This is a genomic window from Nocardia carnea (assembly GCF_029869215.1).
Classification (GTDB): domain Bacteria; phylum Actinomycetota; class Actinomycetes; order Mycobacteriales; family Mycobacteriaceae; genus Nocardia; species Nocardia carnea_B.
Genome location: NZ_JARWPM010000274.1, coordinates 21,438 through 34,866 on the forward strand (window position 1 = coordinate 21,438; position 13,429 = coordinate 34,866).

The following is a 13,429-nucleotide window of genomic DNA, read 5'->3' on the forward strand; positions in this document are numbered from 1 at the left end:
AGCCCGGTACCGAAACGAAGGAGAACGCTCAGTGAAGCCCGCGGTGCAGATCACCGGCCTGGTGAAGAACTACGGCCGGGTCCGCGTTTTGGACGATGTCGATCTCGAAATACCCGCCGGCACCGTGATGGGTCTACTCGGACCCAACGGCGCCGGCAAGACCACCACCGTCCGTATCGTGACCACGCTGTTGCGGCCCAACGCCGGAACGGTGCGGGTCGCCGATGTCGATGTGCTGCAGGATCCGGCCGCCGCCCGGCGTCTGATCGGGCTGTCCGGCCAGTACGCGGCGGTGGACGCCAACCTCACCGGTTACGAGAACCTGCGCATGGTCGCCCGGCTCTACGGGATGAGCCGCGACAGCGCCGCCCATCGCGCCCGGGAACTGCTGGGCCAGTTCGGGCTCGAGGACGCGGCCGACCGCCGCGCCGGAACCTACTCCGGCGGGATGACCCGCCGCCTCGACCTGGCCGGTGCGCTGATCGCCCGCCCGCCCGTAGTGGTGCTCGACGAACCGACCACCGGTCTCGATCCGCGGGCCCGCACCGATATGTGGCGGGTGATCGGTGATCTCGTCCGCGACGGCACCACTGTCCTGCTGACCACCCAGTATCTGGAGGAAGCCGACCGGCTCGCCGACCAGATCACGGTGATCGACAAGGGCCGGGTCATCGCGCGCGGATCGTCGGACGAACTCAAATCCTCGATCGGCGGCGACCGGCTCACCGTCACCCTGGCCCCCGGCCAGGACCCTGCGCCCGCGCTGCGGGTGCTCGCCGATGTCGGTCTCGGCGAACCCGCGCACGAAGCGAGTGTGGACGAGGTGTCGGTGGTGGTCGCCGACGGCTCTCGCACCATGGTCGAAGCGCTGCGCCGGCTCGACGACGCCGATGTGCTGGCCGTCGACGCCCGCGTGCACCGGCCCAGCCTCGACGACGTTTTCCTGTCCCTCACCGGCACTCCGGCGACCCCGGACACCGAGCCGGAATCCAGCGATGTACCCGAGGAGATCATGTCGTGAGCACCGCAGAAGTAGCGGTCGAGAAAACCGAAACCACCGGCCGGACCGAGGAGGACACCGCGGATACCGACCACGCTCCCGCCTCGCACCGGATCCCGAAATCGACCGAGCCCCGGCTGCGGATCATCCGCGACAGCGCGATCGTCGCGCACCGCAACCTGCTCACCATCATGCGGGTGCCCACGCTGCTGGTCACCGCGACGGTGCAGCCGCTGATGTTCGTCTTCCTGTTCGCCTACGTTTTCGGCGCCTCCCTCGGCGGCGGCGAATACCGGGAATTCCTGATCGCCGGGATCATGGCGCAGACCGTGGCGTTCAGCGCCGCGTTCACCACCGTCGGCCTGGCCGGCGATCTGGAGAAGGGCATCATCGACCGGATGCGGGCGCTGCCCATGTCGCGGCTGGCGGTGCTGATGGGCCGCACGCTCTCCGACCTGGTGGTGAGCATGCTGAGCCTGGTGGTGATGACCGTCTGCGGTTATATCGTCGGCTGGAGTATCGAAGGCAGTGTGGCCGATGCCGCCCTGGCCTACGGCGTGATCCTGCTGTTCGCGTTCGCGATGTCGTGGGTGGGCGCACTCACCGGTTTGCTCGCGCCGAACGTGGAGGTCGCCCAGAGTGCGGGCCTGATCTGGTTGTTCCCGCTGTCGTTCATCTCCTCGGCGTTCATCTCCGCGCAGACCCTGCCCGGTCCGCTGCGCACCATCGCCGAATGGAACCCGATCACCGCGGTCGCGGCGACCGGCCGGAAACTGTTCGACAACAGCGCACCGCCGTCGTTCGCCGCACCGACCGGGTGGCCCGCCGAGCACTGCGTGGAATATGCCGTGATCTGTTCGGTGGTGATCCTGCTCATCGCCATGCCGTTGGCGCTGCTGCGCTACCGCCGGGTCGCCAGCCGCTGACTCGAATACGACAAAGGCCGTACCCGCCGGATGATCCGGCGGGTACGGCCTTTGTCAGCCGGTGCCCGGTGTGTCCGGGCAATGCCCCTCGGGCGGTGTATCAGCCGCGGCGGCGGGTCTTGAGCAGTTCCAGCCGCTCCTTGAGCAGCTCCTCGAGCTCTTCCTTGCTGCGCCGCTCCAGCAGCATGTCCCAGTGCGTACGCGGCGGCTTCACCTTTTTCGCCTCCTGGGTGCTGCCTTCGAGCAGCACCCCCTCCTGGCCGTTGCGGCACAACCAGGTGGGCGGAATCTCGGCGTCGTCCGCGAACGGGACATCGAATTCTTCACCATTGTCGGTCCGGTACCGGGCGATCCGGCGGGGAGCCAGATCATGGTCGCGGTCGGTTTCGTAGCTCACCGCTCCGAGCCGGCTGCCCCGGAGTACGCGATCTGCCATCTGTACAGGTCCTCTCTGTGTTGTCGGCGCGTTACCGCGCGCTGGTCCACGGGTTCCCGGCCATCGGCCCCGGTACACCGGATCGGCTACACCTCTCGGCGTATCCGCTGCGGTGCACCGGAACCCGAGCCGGGGCGGACCGGTGGGTTGACCCCATATGGTTGTGCTGACGCGAGCTTCGTGGGCTCGCGTTTCGCCGGCCGTTGCCTTCCGCCGACCGTTCGGGTCACGTCTGCGAGCCGTTCCCGCTCCACGAATCCGTGATTCGTACCGGTCCCGGCCGTGCGCCCTGTTCTTGTCAACGTTCGTGAGGGTCGATCCGTTCCCAGTTCGGGAGAGCCTATTGATTGTACGGCGTCGCATGCGCGGTGCCGCGCGGTGTGCGGTGTGTGCCGCTGCGCGGCGGCCCATTAGGGTGTCGGGTCATGTCGCGCCGGTTGCAGTCCTGTTCGTGGTGTGGTCGGGAGATCGTCGAAGCCGAAGCCGGGCGGCGGCGCCGGTACTGCCGGCAGTCCTGCCGCCAGCGGGCCTATGAGCATCGCAACAATGTGAAGGCCACTGGTATCCCCGCCGATTCGGTGGTGCTGAGTGCGGCCGAGGCCGCGGCGCTCGCGGACCGCTGGTTCGCAGCCCGCTGCGCCGCCGAGGATGTGGCCACCGCCATCGACGAAGGTGCCGATACCGCCGAACTCGCGCGCCTCAGTGCGGTGCTGGTCGAACTCGCGCGCGACGCCGAACGGTTGCGCTGACCCGGTCCGGAGTTCTCCGGGCCGGGTTGCGCTGACCCGAATTCCGCCGGGCCGGGGCCGGGCGGGGCTGGGGTTCGCGCGGGTCACCCGGCGGCAGCACCGGCGCGGAGCCGATAACGATCACCACGACGAGCCCCGTGACGAGCAGCCCCAGGCCGAGCAGAGCGGACAGAGTGACCGAATCCGGATGGATCAGCGACTGCCCGCGCATCGCCTGCCAGAAGGTGATCGCCTGCAGACCACCCCCGCCCAGGATCGCCACCCCGATCAGCCGGCTGCGGGTGCGGTCCGGGCGCAGCCACGAGTACCGTCGCGCGCACCAGGCCAGCAGCACGACAACGGCGAGCAGAACCTGGATTCCGTGCAATCCGACGAAATGCGGAATCCGCAGATCACCCCCGATGGTGCTCCAGTGGGTGATCGGCATCCCGGCGACGGCGTCCGGCGTGCCCACCGCCGCCCGGGTGTCCGCGTCGACGACCGTGTGTCCCGCGGCCAATTCGACCAGCCGGCCGTCGGCGGTGCGGGCGAGCTGGGTGCCGGTGAATCCCATGAGGTAGCCGAGCGCCATCGAGACCACGGCCATCACCAGCCCGCCCCGAATTGCCCAGACGGTCGGCCGATCCCCGCCGGGACGTATCGAAACGATTACGGCAATCAGTAGATTCGCAACGAAAAGCCCGGGGACTCCCGAAGCGAAGATCATTTGCCCGATTTCGTTCACCGCATCGGTTTCGGTATTGAAGTGACTGAAGGTGCCGCGAGCCGCCTGGACCACCACGAATCCCACGTCCACGACCGTGGTGATCGCGAAGACCACCCCCAGCCACCAGGTGAAACGCCGCCCCGCATGGGGTAGCGAGAGCAACCAGGCCAAGGTGAGCGAATACAGCACGAACGCCAGCCCGAATTTCACCGGTTTCAGCCAGACCGATTCGCCGAGAATCTGCCGGTCGTCGAAGAACATGGCGACAAGCCCGAAAAACACCAGACCGGCCATTGCTGCGGTACTGAGCAGCAAAGGCCGGTGCAGGCGCCCGATCACCCGACATGGACCGGAGGCCGGGGGGTGGCCGGAGAATTCCGGCCCGCCGGGAAGCGATATTTCTGACATGGGCCGACGGTAGGAACGCAACCCCACTCAGGGCGTCCCGCTGGGGGACGCAGTGGTTCCGCTACCTCGGTACCGTTGCGGCCGCCGGTATGGATCCCGGGTACGGTCAGCCGGGGAAGTTCATGACGTCCATGCCGCGCGCGGCGAACCACGGCTGCGGGTCGATCTTGCCGACACCGGGCTGGTGCACCTCGTAGTGCAGGTGCGGTCCGGTGGACTGGCCGCGGCTGCCGACCGTGGCGATCACATCGCCGGCGCGGACCGGCTGGCCGACGTGGACCAGGATGTCCTGCATATGGCCGTACACGCCGATGGTGCCGTCGTCCTGCTGGACGCGGACCCACAGGCCGAAGCCGGTGGCGGGACCCGCCTCGATCACGGTGCCGTCGGTGACCGATTTGATCGGTACGCCCTGGTTACCGGCGAAGTCGATGCCCCAGTGGTTGGCACCCCAGCGCGGGCCGAAACCGGAACTCACGACGGCGTCGACGGGACGTACGGTGGTCGGCCGGGGTGGCGGTGGCAGCGGGATGCCGGGGATCTGGAAGGGGAACGAGGCGGGCTGCGCGGCGGCCTGCGCCGGCGCCGGCGCGGCGGCCGGCTCGGCAGGCGCCTGGGCAACCGCCGTGGCGGCCACTGTGTTGATCTTTTCGTTATCGGAGTCCGCTCCGGCGGCGAGGAGGCCGAAACCGGCGCAGAGTGCGGTCGTGGTGGCGACAACCTGCGTCGTTACGCGACGACGGCCGATCGACGGCACCGTGAGCTTGCGGAGAGGTAACGGAAGGGTCACGGGCATGACAAACAAGCTAGGGGACTTGCATGCCGGGTCAGCAAGCTTGTGGCAACCGTCACGCGATGGCATAAGCCCAGGTCGCTTATAACCGAACGGTAACGGAGGGGGAAATATCCCGCGCCGAGCTGCACAAATGTGACATTCGGCCGTGATTGACCGCGAGTGTGCGCAATGGAGACACTTTATGAGTGGTCGCTAACAGAGTTGCGCCGCTGATCGCCCTGGCCGACCCCACCCGGCGGGCGATATTCGAAGCCCTGCCCGCGGGGCCGCGCTCGGTGGGCGAGTTGGCGAAACAGGTGGGGATCAGCAGCTCGGCCGTCTCCCAGCATCTGCGCGTGCTCCGCGAAGCGCGCCTGGTGATGGTGCGTCCGGTCGGCAACCGCCGGCTCTATTCGCTGGATCCGCGCGGGCTGGGCGATGCCCGCGACTACCTGGAGCAGTTCTGGCCGAGCGCCCTGGCCGCCTACGCCGCCGCACTCAGCGAAGCCCGCGGGCGGGTCTGACTCGCAGCGTCAGCCCACGCGGCGGTACGCGGCACCGGCGACGCCGGCCTCGGCGCGCCGCTTCCCGAGCTGCCGGTCGAGGGCCGCGATCACCTCGGTGACGCCGATCTGCAGGAGGCCGGGATCGGGCGAGGAGCCCTCGCGGTCGCCTGTACGGCCCGCCCACAACACCTCGTGCCGGGCGAGCAGATGGCCGGGAGGTCCGCTTTCGGCGGGGGAGGTGGGGCCGAACAGCTGCACGGTGCGGGTGCCGAACGCGGTCGCCAGATGGGCGACCCCGGTATCGCCGCACAACACCACCGAGGCCTCGGCCACGGTCGCGGACAGTTCGATCAGGTTCTGGCTCCCGGCCAATACCCGGTGCCCCGACAGGCCCGCGCGGGCGGCGATGCCGTGCGCGCGTTCGCGGTCGCATTCGTCGCCGGTGATCACCACCTCGTGCCCCAGGACCAGCAGATGCCGGATCACGGCCGCGAACCGGTCGGCCGGCCAGCGCCGCGCGGCGGCGCCCGCACCGACGTGCACGACCACGCAATCGCGGTGGCTGGTGGTCGCCACCGGGGGGACCAGGCCCAGATTGCGGCGGTCGGCGCCGATACCGTCGAATTCCAGCAAATGGCACCAGCGGTCGATCGGATGCCGCTGCTCGTGCCACTCCGGGCCGGGGATCTGGGGGAACGCCGGATTGCGGTAGGTGAGGACCCGTTCGGCACCGGTCTTGGTGAGCTCCACGATCGGCGTCGCCTCGGCCCCGTGCAGATTGATCGCGAGCTTCGGTGCCGGACCGTCCCAGCGCAACCCCTGCGGATCGGCGATCGGCACCATCTCGTCCACCAACGCGATCAACTCGACGATCGGGCGGAGCCGGTGCGGGGTGGCGAGGACGAGATGATCGCTGCGCCGAGCCCGTCGCAGGGCACGCAGCGCCGGAACAGCGGTGAGCAGCTCACCGAGACCGCGTGCCTGAAGCACGAGAACTACCGACACCCGACTCTCCTAGCCACCTGTTGCCCGTCACCCGCCCCTCCTCGCACCACCCCGAGGGCCGGCCCACGACGAGAGCACTCCTTAGCTGGACTACCCGTGGCACCGGTGGGCAAACGTCGGCCGATCGCGTCCTGGATCACATGCCCGGCGGCACCCGCACGTGCTCGCGCGCGGTGGCGCCGTGTCCCGGCTGCTCCGCGTCGCCGCTGTGGCTGGGAGGCAGTGTGGTCGCGCGTTCGGGCGTCGGTGTGGTTGCGGGGCTGTCGCTTCGGTAATGTCGGCGCGGTCCGCAGGGAAGACCGGTGTGAGTCCGGGGCTGTCCCGCAACTGTGAGGTTCGTTCGCGAGCCGAAGCCAGATACCTGCGGATGAAGGACTGAACGGTCATGATCACGTGGGTATTGATCGATGCGCCGAACCAGCCGCCGCCGCGCGGCCGGTTTCGCATATCTGTGTCGCGTGACCGGCCTGACGCGACGGGAGTCGGATATGCGTGGTGCACCACCGGAGTCGAATCGCCGCTCCTTCCTGTTCGGCAGTGCCGTGGCCGCGGGTGCGCTGGCCGTCGGCTGCGGGACCGGCGGATCCGCGACCGGTTCGGATACTTTCACCGCCGCTTTCCAGGGGTCGGGCGCGGGGGAGGGGATCGACCCGGGGGTGAACACGCTGTTCATCGACGAGGCCCGGATGAAGGCGATCTACGACGGTTTGTTCGAGGTCGATGCGGCGATGGCGCCGATCCCGCGGCTGGCCGAATCCGGCGAACCGAACGCCGACGGCACCCGCTGGCGGATCGCGCTGCGCGACGCCGTATGGCACGACGGTAAAAAATTCACCAGCCGGGACGTGCTCTACACCCTGGCCAGAGTGCTGGGCCCGGCGCGGCAGCGGCCGTTCATCGCGGCCTCGTCACTGGACCGGGTGGACCTCTCCGGATGCCGGGCGGTCGACGATCGGACAGTCGAAATAGCCTTGACGGAACCGTCTTTCGAATTCCTGATCGCGCTGTCGGTCTACGGCACCAAGATCGTGCAGGACGGTGCCACCGATTTCGGCCGCCCGGTGGGCACCGGGCCGTTCGTCTTCGAATCCTTCGCCCCCGGCCGGCAGTTCACCGCCACCCGCAACGAACGCTACTGGGACGGCGCTCCTGCCATCGGTGAGCTGCGGATACTCAGTGCCGAGGCCGACGCGCGGGTGAACGCGGTCCAGAGCGGGGAGATCGACTACGCCGACAACCTCACCCCGTCCGCGGCGCGCACCCTGCGGGGCAGGCCGGGAATCAGGCTGACCGCCACGCCCGGCAGCGGTATCTACTTCTTCGCCATGAAAACCGACCGCCCGCCGTTCGACAATCCGGATGTCCGGCGGGCGGTGATGCGGATGGCCGATCGGGCCGAACTGCTGAAGGTCGCCCTCGAAGGGCAGGGCGATATCGCCAATGACGTGTTCGGCAAGGGCTATCAGTACTACGCCGATCTCCCGCAGCACGACTACGACCCCGACGAGGCCGGCCGGTTGCTGCGCCGGGCGGGTGTACGCGAGCTGTCCTTCGATTTGTTCACCGCGCCCGTGGCCTATGGTTTCGTCGAAGCGGCACGGCTTTTCGCCGATCAGGCCGCGGCGTGCGGCGTGCGCGTGAACGTGGTGCTGGGTGCCAAGGACAGTTACTACACCGACGCGCTGGATACCGGTGAGCTCACGATGGGACAGTCGGGTCCGCTGCCGATACCCAACCATTTCGCCTCGCGGCTGCTGACCGGGGCACCGCAGAACCGCACGAAATGGTCCGATCCGGAATTCGACGGCCTCTATGCCAAGGCCCAGGCCACCCGGAGCCCGGAGGGCCGCGCCGCGATCTACCGCACGATGCACGAGATACTGCACGACCGGGGCGGGTTCCTCTTCTTCGGCACCACGAACTGGAACAGCGCGGGCGCGGATCGGTTCGCCGGGCTCCCGGCGGCCGTGCCGAACTCGCACGAGTGGGCGCGTTTCGACGGGGTGAGCAGCCGATGACCGCGCTCGATCCGGCGCGGGCCCGCTATTGGCTGGAACGCTGGGATCGCCAGCAGGAACGGTATATGCCCGATCGCGAGGCCCGGTTCGAGGTGATCGGCGATGTGCTGATCGAATTGCTCGACCGGCCCGACCCGCTGATCGTCGACCTCGGCGTGGGTCCGGGGACCCTGTCCGAACGGCTGCTGAGCCGGCTCCCGGAAGCCACGGTGATCGGTGTCGATGCCGACCCGCTCCTGCTGGCCCTCGCCGACGCCGTGCACGGTTCTCCGCGTTTCCGCACGGTATTCGCCGATCTGCGGGAACCCGGCTGGTTCGCGACGCTGGCCCTGGAGCGCGCGCCGGACGCCTTCGTCAGCACCACCGCCCTGCACTGGATGAACCGGGAACCGCTGCGTGACCTGATCCGCGCCTGTGCCGCCGCACTGGCCCCCGGTGGGGTGTTCGTCAACGGCGACCACCTCTACGAGGGCCCGGACGGTCCGCGGCTGGACGCGGTGGGCCGGGCCCTGACCGCTCGCCGCGCACACCGTCGCGGCACCGCGGCCGCGGAGGACTGGCGGGCCTGGTGGGCGGCCGTGGAAAGCGCGCCCGAGCTCGCCGGCCTGGTGCGGCTGCGCGACGGCGGGTTCGAGCACACCGTGGACGACCGGCCCAGTGCGCACGACTATCTCGCGTTCGCCCGCGAAGCGGGGTTCGCCGAGGCCGGGACGGTCTGGCAGTACGGCGACGACCGCGTCGTGGTCGCGATCCGGTGACCGGCCGGTGAGATCCGGAGCCGGGCCGGGGGCGCGGTTGTTGTTGCGCCGGGTGTGGATCGGTGCCGGGCAGCTCGCGATCCTGCTCGTCCTCGTCTTCGCGCTCTCGCTGGTGCTGCCCGGCGATGCCGCCGATGTGCAGAACAACACCATCCTCGGCGAGGCGCAGCGCGCATATGCCCGGCAGTTGCTCGGGCTGGACGTATCACCGGTGACCAGGTTCGCCGAGTGGCTCGGCGGCGCGGTGCGCGGGGATTTCGGCACCTCCTACGCCAACGGTGCGAGCGTCGGCTCGGTGATCGCCGAGCCGTTCCTCGTCACCGGGTTGCTCGCCGGCCTGGCGCTGCTCGTCCTGGTGCCGGTCGCGGTAGGTGCCGGTTTCGCGGCGGGCCTGGCGCCGGGGTCGTTCTGTGACCGGGTGATCACCTCGATCAGTATCGCCGTCGATTCGATACCCGATTTCGTGTTCGCGGTGCTGCTGGTGGCGGTGCTGTCGGTGCGGCTCGATCTGCTGCCCGCCACCTTTCTGGGCACCGATCTGTCCACGGTGCTGGAGCACCCGGAGTATCTGGTATTACCGCTGGTCGTCACCGTTGCACGGGTTACCGCGCCGCTGGTACGGCTGATCCGGGCCGGGGTGATCGATGTGTCCGGACGGCCGTATATCGCGCAGGCACACAGGCTCGGGGTTCCCCGGTTCGCGCTGCTCGCCCGGCATGTGGCGCCCAATGCGCTGGCACCGGCGGTACAGGAACTGGGCCGGACCGGTGGCGGCCTGCTGTCGGGTGTGCTGATCGTGGAAGCGGTGTTCGCGATACCGGGTATCGCGTCCGAACTCATCGGTGCCATCGGAAACCGCGACGATCCGGTGATCCTGGCGATCGTGGCGATCACCGGGGTGATCGCCGTGGTCGTGAACACCGCGATCGATATGGCCGGCCACCGGATGAATCCCCGCGCCGCCGCGGCGGTCCGCCGATGACACCCCGGCGCGTGGTGTACGGGGCGCTGCTCGCGGTGCCGCTGCTGTGCGCGCTGGCCGGCCCCGTGGTCGCGCGCGGGGCGCCCGGCGAGCGGTTCGCCCCGTTCGGGCCGTCGCCGTGGTCGCCGTTCGGCACCGACCGGCTGGGCCGGGATGTCCTGGCGGCCGCGCTGACCGGCGGGCAGACCTTCCTCGCGGTCGGGGTGCTCACCGTCCTGGGTGCCTACCTGGCCGGCTTCCTGATCGGTGTCGCCGCGGCCGCCGCCCCGTGGATGTGGCTCGAGGATCTGCTCATGCGCCCGGTGGATGTGCTGCTCTGTATACCGGCGCTGCTCATCATCATGGTGGCGGCGCTGCGTACCGAGGGGTCGGCGGTAGCGATCGCCTCCGCGATCGGGCTCGCGCTGGTAGCACCCATCGCACGATTCGTCCGGATGGCCGCCGCGGGTGTCGTACACGGGCCGGTGATGGACGCGCTGCGGATGCAAGGGGAGACTCGCGCGTACCGATATGGCCGGTACGCGCTGCGGGAGATGGCACGGCCGCTGGCCGCCGATATCGGGGTCCGCTTCACCGCCGCCGTCTACTTCCTGGCGTCCGCGAACTTTTTGGGCCTCGGATTCGACACCACCTCCACGGATTGGGCGGTCTCGGTGGCGGCCAACAAGGACGCACTGCTGATCGCGCCGTGGTCGGTGGTACTGCCCGCCGCGCTGATCGTGCTACTCGCGGTGGGTACGAATCTGCTGGTCGACGATCTGCTGCCGGATCCGCGCCCGCTCGCGGCCGCCGGCGCCCGGTGGGTGGATCCCGATGCCTGACCCGCTGATCAGCATCCGCAACCTCGGCGCCCGCGCGGGTGATACGCCGATCCTGCGCGATATAGATATCGATATCGCTCCGGGGGAGGTTCTGACGCTGTTCGGGCCGTCCGGCGCCGGGAAGACCACCATCGCCGCCGCTGTGGCCGGTGTCCAGCGGCCGGGGATCGAAGTGACCGGGGAGATCTGCCGGTCCGGTGCGCTGCGGGTGGGTTATCTGCCACAGGACGCGGCGGGAACGCTGAACCCGGCCCGGCGGATCGGTGCGGTACTGGGGGAGCTGGTCGCGATCGCGCATCGGCGCGGTGGCGGCCGGGGACGGTTGCGGGCGAGTGCACGGCGGGAGCGGATCGCGCGGGTACTGCGGGCCGCCGCGATCGGCGGGGCCGATACCGGCATCGACCGGATCCTGCGGAAATACCCGTTCGAATTCTCCGGCGGGGAGCGGGCCCGGCTCGCGCTGGCGCAAGTCCTGGTGTTCGATCCGGATGTCCTGGTGGTGGACGAGCCGACGGTCGGCCTGGACTCGGTGGCCCGGGCCGCGCTGCTCACCGGCCTGCGCGGGGTGCGTGCGGCAGGGTGCGCCGTCGTGCTGGTCACCCATGACCCGTTCGTGGTCGAACACATCAGCGACCGCACCTTGTTCGTCCGCGCCGGCCGGCTTTCCGGTGCCGCAGCGACGGTTCAGGCGCGGCAGCATGTGCACGACGAGGAGGCGGGGGTTTTCCGCGATGTCCACGGCGGCGGCCGGCGGGCGGACCCCGTCGGCGGCGCGGCGGCGGGCGCGCCCCACGCGACCACCCCTCACGTCGGCGCACCCGTCCTGAGGGTGCGTGACCTGGTGGCCGGACCACCCCGCGACCCGATCCTGCGAGGCATCGATCTGGACCTGCGCCCCGGGGAAATGCTCGGTCTCCTCGGTGTTTCGGGCGCCGGCAAATCAACGCTCGCCCGGTGTCTCGCCGGGCTCGCCCGGCCCGCCGCCGGGGAGATCCGTGCCGGTGACGACACCCTGCCGGTCCTGCGCCGGCGCACTCGCCACCAGATCGCCGCGATCCAATACGTGTGGCAGGAATCCGCGGCGTCGTTCGACGCGCGCCGCACTGTTCTCGACCAGGTCGCGGCCACCGGAATCCGCTTGCGGGAGATGGACCGGGGCCAGGCACGGACCGCCGCGACCGCACTGCTGACCGATCTCGGCATCGACCCCGAGCAGGCGCGCCGCGTCCCCGGCGGACTCTCCGGCGGCCAGGTGCAGCGCGCCGCCCTCGCCCGGGCGCTACTGGCCCGGCCCCGGGTCCTGTTGTGCGACGAGGTGACCACGGCGCTGGACAAGCCCACCGCCGGACTGATCCTCGACCGTCTCGACGAATACCGGCGTACGTACGACGCGGCGGTTCTGTGGATAAGCCATGATCTGCGCAGTCAGTTCGGCCGGGCCGACCGGATCGCGGTACTCGACGGCGGCCGGCTCACCGTGCTCGGCCCGCCCGCCGAGGCGGTGAGGCGCCCTGGACCAGGGGTTTTCGCCCGGCTACTCCGCGCCGACGGAATCGACCACCGATAGGAGGTGTGCCGAATACGGCGCCCGAAACCCGGTGTCGCCACCGCCCGCCGCCGGCGACATGCGGGGCGCGCGCACCGCGGTGCCCGCGCCGATCGGCGTTAGTCTCGCTGAGACACACCGTATTCGAGCTCGGCCGAGATGACGAAGGGCGTGCACAGTGGAGGCGACGACCGCCGGGAAACTGAAACAGTTGCGGGAGAATCTGGCGGTCGCGCGGGAGCCGGCCGGCGCCGCGGGGATCGCGAAGCGGGCGGCGAAAGGGATTCGCAGCCCGCGGGAACGGATCGCCATGCTGCTGGACCCGGGCAGTTTCGTCGAAATCGGCGCGCTGGTACGGCAACCCGGTGCCCCCGACAGCCTCTACGGTGACGGGGTCGTCACCGGGCACGGCACGATCGACGGCCGGCCGGCGGTGGTGATCGCCCACGATCAAACGGTTTTCGGTGGTTCCGTCGGGGAGATGTTCGGGCGCATGGTGGCGGGGGGGCGGGGGGGGTGGGCGCCCGCACGGAGGGCGGGGGGGGGGGGGGTTGGGCCCCCCACCCCGGTGCCCGGGGGGGGGGGGAAAGATAAAAGGGGGGGGGGGGGGGGGGGGGCGGGGCCCACGCCGGCCGGGGAGCGCCCCCCAAGACCGCCCGGATCGGTGAGATCCGGCCCGACGGCCTGATCTACAGCGTCTGGGATTCCGGCGAGGCCATCGAACCCGACCCGTACCTGGCAGGCTACTCGTGGGCCGAGGGGCTCGGGGGCTGATCTGAATGGAAGCACTTGT

General features: G+C 69.8%; 13 protein-coding genes, 1 pseudogene and 1 riboswitch. Of the genes and pseudogenes, 10 read left to right on the forward strand and 4 right to left on the reverse strand.

Annotated elements, in window-relative coordinates; all coding sequences use genetic code 11:
• Positions 1-31: 31 nt before the first annotated feature.
• Together QH276_RS19045 and QH276_RS19050 are read left to right on the forward strand one after the other, a co-directional pair.
• Positions 32-1,021, forward strand: coding sequence for an ATP-binding cassette domain-containing protein (locus QH276_RS19045; protein ID WP_280397071.1), 990 nt, complete (start codon positions 32-34; stop codon positions 1,019-1,021).
• Positions 1,022-1,143: 122 nt separating this feature from the next.
• Complete coding sequence (locus tag QH276_RS19050; RefSeq protein WP_280397073.1) at positions 1,144-1,926, forward strand: ABC transporter permease; 783 nt, start codon at positions 1,144-1,146, stop codon at positions 1,924-1,926.
• A 100-nt stretch (positions 1,927-2,026) separates the two neighbouring features.
• On the opposite strand, the gene QH276_RS19055 is transcribed toward QH276_RS19050, so the two are convergent.
• Positions 2,027-2,362, reverse strand: coding sequence for an RNA polymerase-binding protein RbpA (locus tag QH276_RS19055; protein ID WP_280397070.1), 336 nt, complete (start codon positions 2,360-2,362; stop codon positions 2,027-2,029).
• A 425-nt stretch (positions 2,363-2,787) separates the two neighbouring features.
• On the opposite strand from QH276_RS19055, the gene QH276_RS19060 reads away from it, so the two are divergent.
• Positions 2,788-3,111 carry a hypothetical protein gene (locus QH276_RS19060; protein ID WP_280406837.1) on the forward strand — a complete coding sequence of 108 codons (324 nt, stop codon included), beginning with the start codon at positions 2,788-2,790 and terminating at the stop codon, positions 3,109-3,111.
• Here QH276_RS19060 and QH276_RS19065 read toward each other — a convergent pair.
• Positions 3,062-4,225 (reverse strand): hypothetical protein, encoded by a 1,164-nt coding sequence (locus QH276_RS19065; RefSeq protein ID WP_280397068.1) that lies wholly within the window; start codon positions 4,223-4,225, stop codon positions 3,062-3,064. The genes QH276_RS19060 and QH276_RS19065 overlap by 50 nt on opposite strands.
• 106 nt (positions 4,226-4,331) lie before the next feature.
• Positions 4,332-5,021 carry a M23 family metallopeptidase gene (locus QH276_RS19070; RefSeq protein WP_280397067.1) on the reverse strand — a complete coding sequence of 230 codons (690 nt, stop codon included), beginning with the start codon at positions 5,019-5,021 and terminating at the stop codon, positions 4,332-4,334.
• Positions 5,022-5,206: 185 nt separating this feature from the next.
• Here QH276_RS19070 and QH276_RS19075 point away from each other — a divergent pair, with 185 nt between their 5' ends.
• Positions 5,207-5,524, forward strand: a complete 318-nt coding sequence (locus tag QH276_RS19075; RefSeq protein WP_280397066.1) for an ArsR/SmtB family transcription factor — start codon at positions 5,207-5,209, stop codon at positions 5,522-5,524.
• Positions 5,525-5,533: 9 nt separating this feature from the next.
• Here the strand turns inward: QH276_RS19075 and QH276_RS19080 are convergent, their stop codons facing one another.
• Complete coding sequence (locus tag QH276_RS19080; RefSeq protein WP_280397065.1) at positions 5,534-6,511, reverse strand: glycosyltransferase family 9 protein; 978 nt, start codon at positions 6,509-6,511, stop codon at positions 5,534-5,536.
• 243 nt (positions 6,512-6,754) lie between these two features.
• Positions 6,755-6,894, forward strand: a riboswitch (cobalamin riboswitch).
• Positions 6,895-6,999: 105 nt separating this feature from the next.
• Here QH276_RS19080 and QH276_RS19085 point away from each other — a divergent pair.
• From QH276_RS19085 to QH276_RS19110, 6 genes and pseudogenes are all read left to right on the forward strand, one after another.
• On the forward strand, positions 7,000-8,529 hold the full coding sequence (locus QH276_RS19085; RefSeq protein ID WP_280397064.1) for an ABC transporter substrate-binding protein: 1,530 nt from the start codon (positions 7,000-7,002) through the stop codon (positions 8,527-8,529).
• A complete protein-coding gene (locus QH276_RS19090) occupies positions 8,526-9,287 on the forward strand; it encodes a class I SAM-dependent methyltransferase (protein ID WP_280397063.1) in 762 nt (253 codons plus the stop codon). Before QH276_RS19085 ends, QH276_RS19090 begins: the two co-directional genes overlap by 4 nt.
• A 7-nt stretch (positions 9,288-9,294) precedes the next feature.
• Positions 9,295-10,269 (forward strand): ABC transporter permease, encoded by a 975-nt coding sequence (locus QH276_RS19095; RefSeq protein WP_280397062.1) that lies wholly within the window; start codon positions 9,295-9,297, stop codon positions 10,267-10,269.
• Entirely contained in the window at positions 10,266-11,090 is an 825-nt protein-coding gene (locus QH276_RS19100; RefSeq protein WP_280397061.1) for an ABC transporter permease, read from the forward strand. The genes QH276_RS19095 and QH276_RS19100 overlap by 4 nt, the downstream gene beginning before the upstream one ends.
• Entirely contained in the window at positions 11,083-12,657 is a 1,575-nt protein-coding gene (locus QH276_RS19105) for an ABC transporter ATP-binding protein (RefSeq protein WP_280397060.1), read from the forward strand. The genes QH276_RS19100 and QH276_RS19105 overlap by 8 nt, the downstream gene beginning before the upstream one ends.
• Positions 12,658-12,814: 157 nt before the next feature.
• Positions 12,815-13,138, forward strand: a pseudogene (locus QH276_RS19110) (carboxyl transferase domain-containing protein); the annotation flags it as partial.
• Positions 13,139-13,429: the final 291 nt, after the last annotated feature.

What these genes read in the sequence shown, in the direction of transcription:
- QH276_RS19055 (WP_280397070.1), bottom strand. Translation starts at nt 2,362, where the DNA reads ATGGCAGATCGCGTACTCCGGGGCAGCCGGCTCGGAGCGGTGAGCTAC.
- QH276_RS19060 (WP_280406837.1), top strand. Translation starts at nt 2,788, where the DNA reads ATGTCGCGCCGGTTGCAGTCCTGTTCGTGGTGTGGTCGGGAGATCGTC.
- QH276_RS19065 (WP_280397068.1), bottom strand. Translation starts at nt 4,225, where the DNA reads ATGTCAGAAATATCGCTTCCCGGCGGGCCGGAATTCTCCGGCCACCCC.
- QH276_RS19070 (WP_280397067.1), bottom strand. Translation starts at nt 5,021, where the DNA reads ATGCCCGTGACCCTTCCGTTACCTCTCCGCAAGCTCACGGTGCCGTCG.
- QH276_RS19085 (WP_280397064.1), top strand. Translation starts at nt 7,000, where the DNA reads ATGCGTGGTGCACCACCGGAGTCGAATCGCCGCTCCTTCCTGTTCGGC.
- QH276_RS19090 (WP_280397063.1), top strand. Translation starts at nt 8,526, where the DNA reads ATGACCGCGCTCGATCCGGCGCGGGCCCGCTATTGGCTGGAACGCTGG.
- QH276_RS19100 (WP_280397061.1), top strand. Translation starts at nt 10,266, where the DNA reads ATGACACCCCGGCGCGTGGTGTACGGGGCGCTGCTCGCGGTGCCGCTG.
- QH276_RS19105 (WP_280397060.1), top strand. Translation starts at nt 11,083, where the DNA reads ATGCCTGACCCGCTGATCAGCATCCGCAACCTCGGCGCCCGCGCGGGT.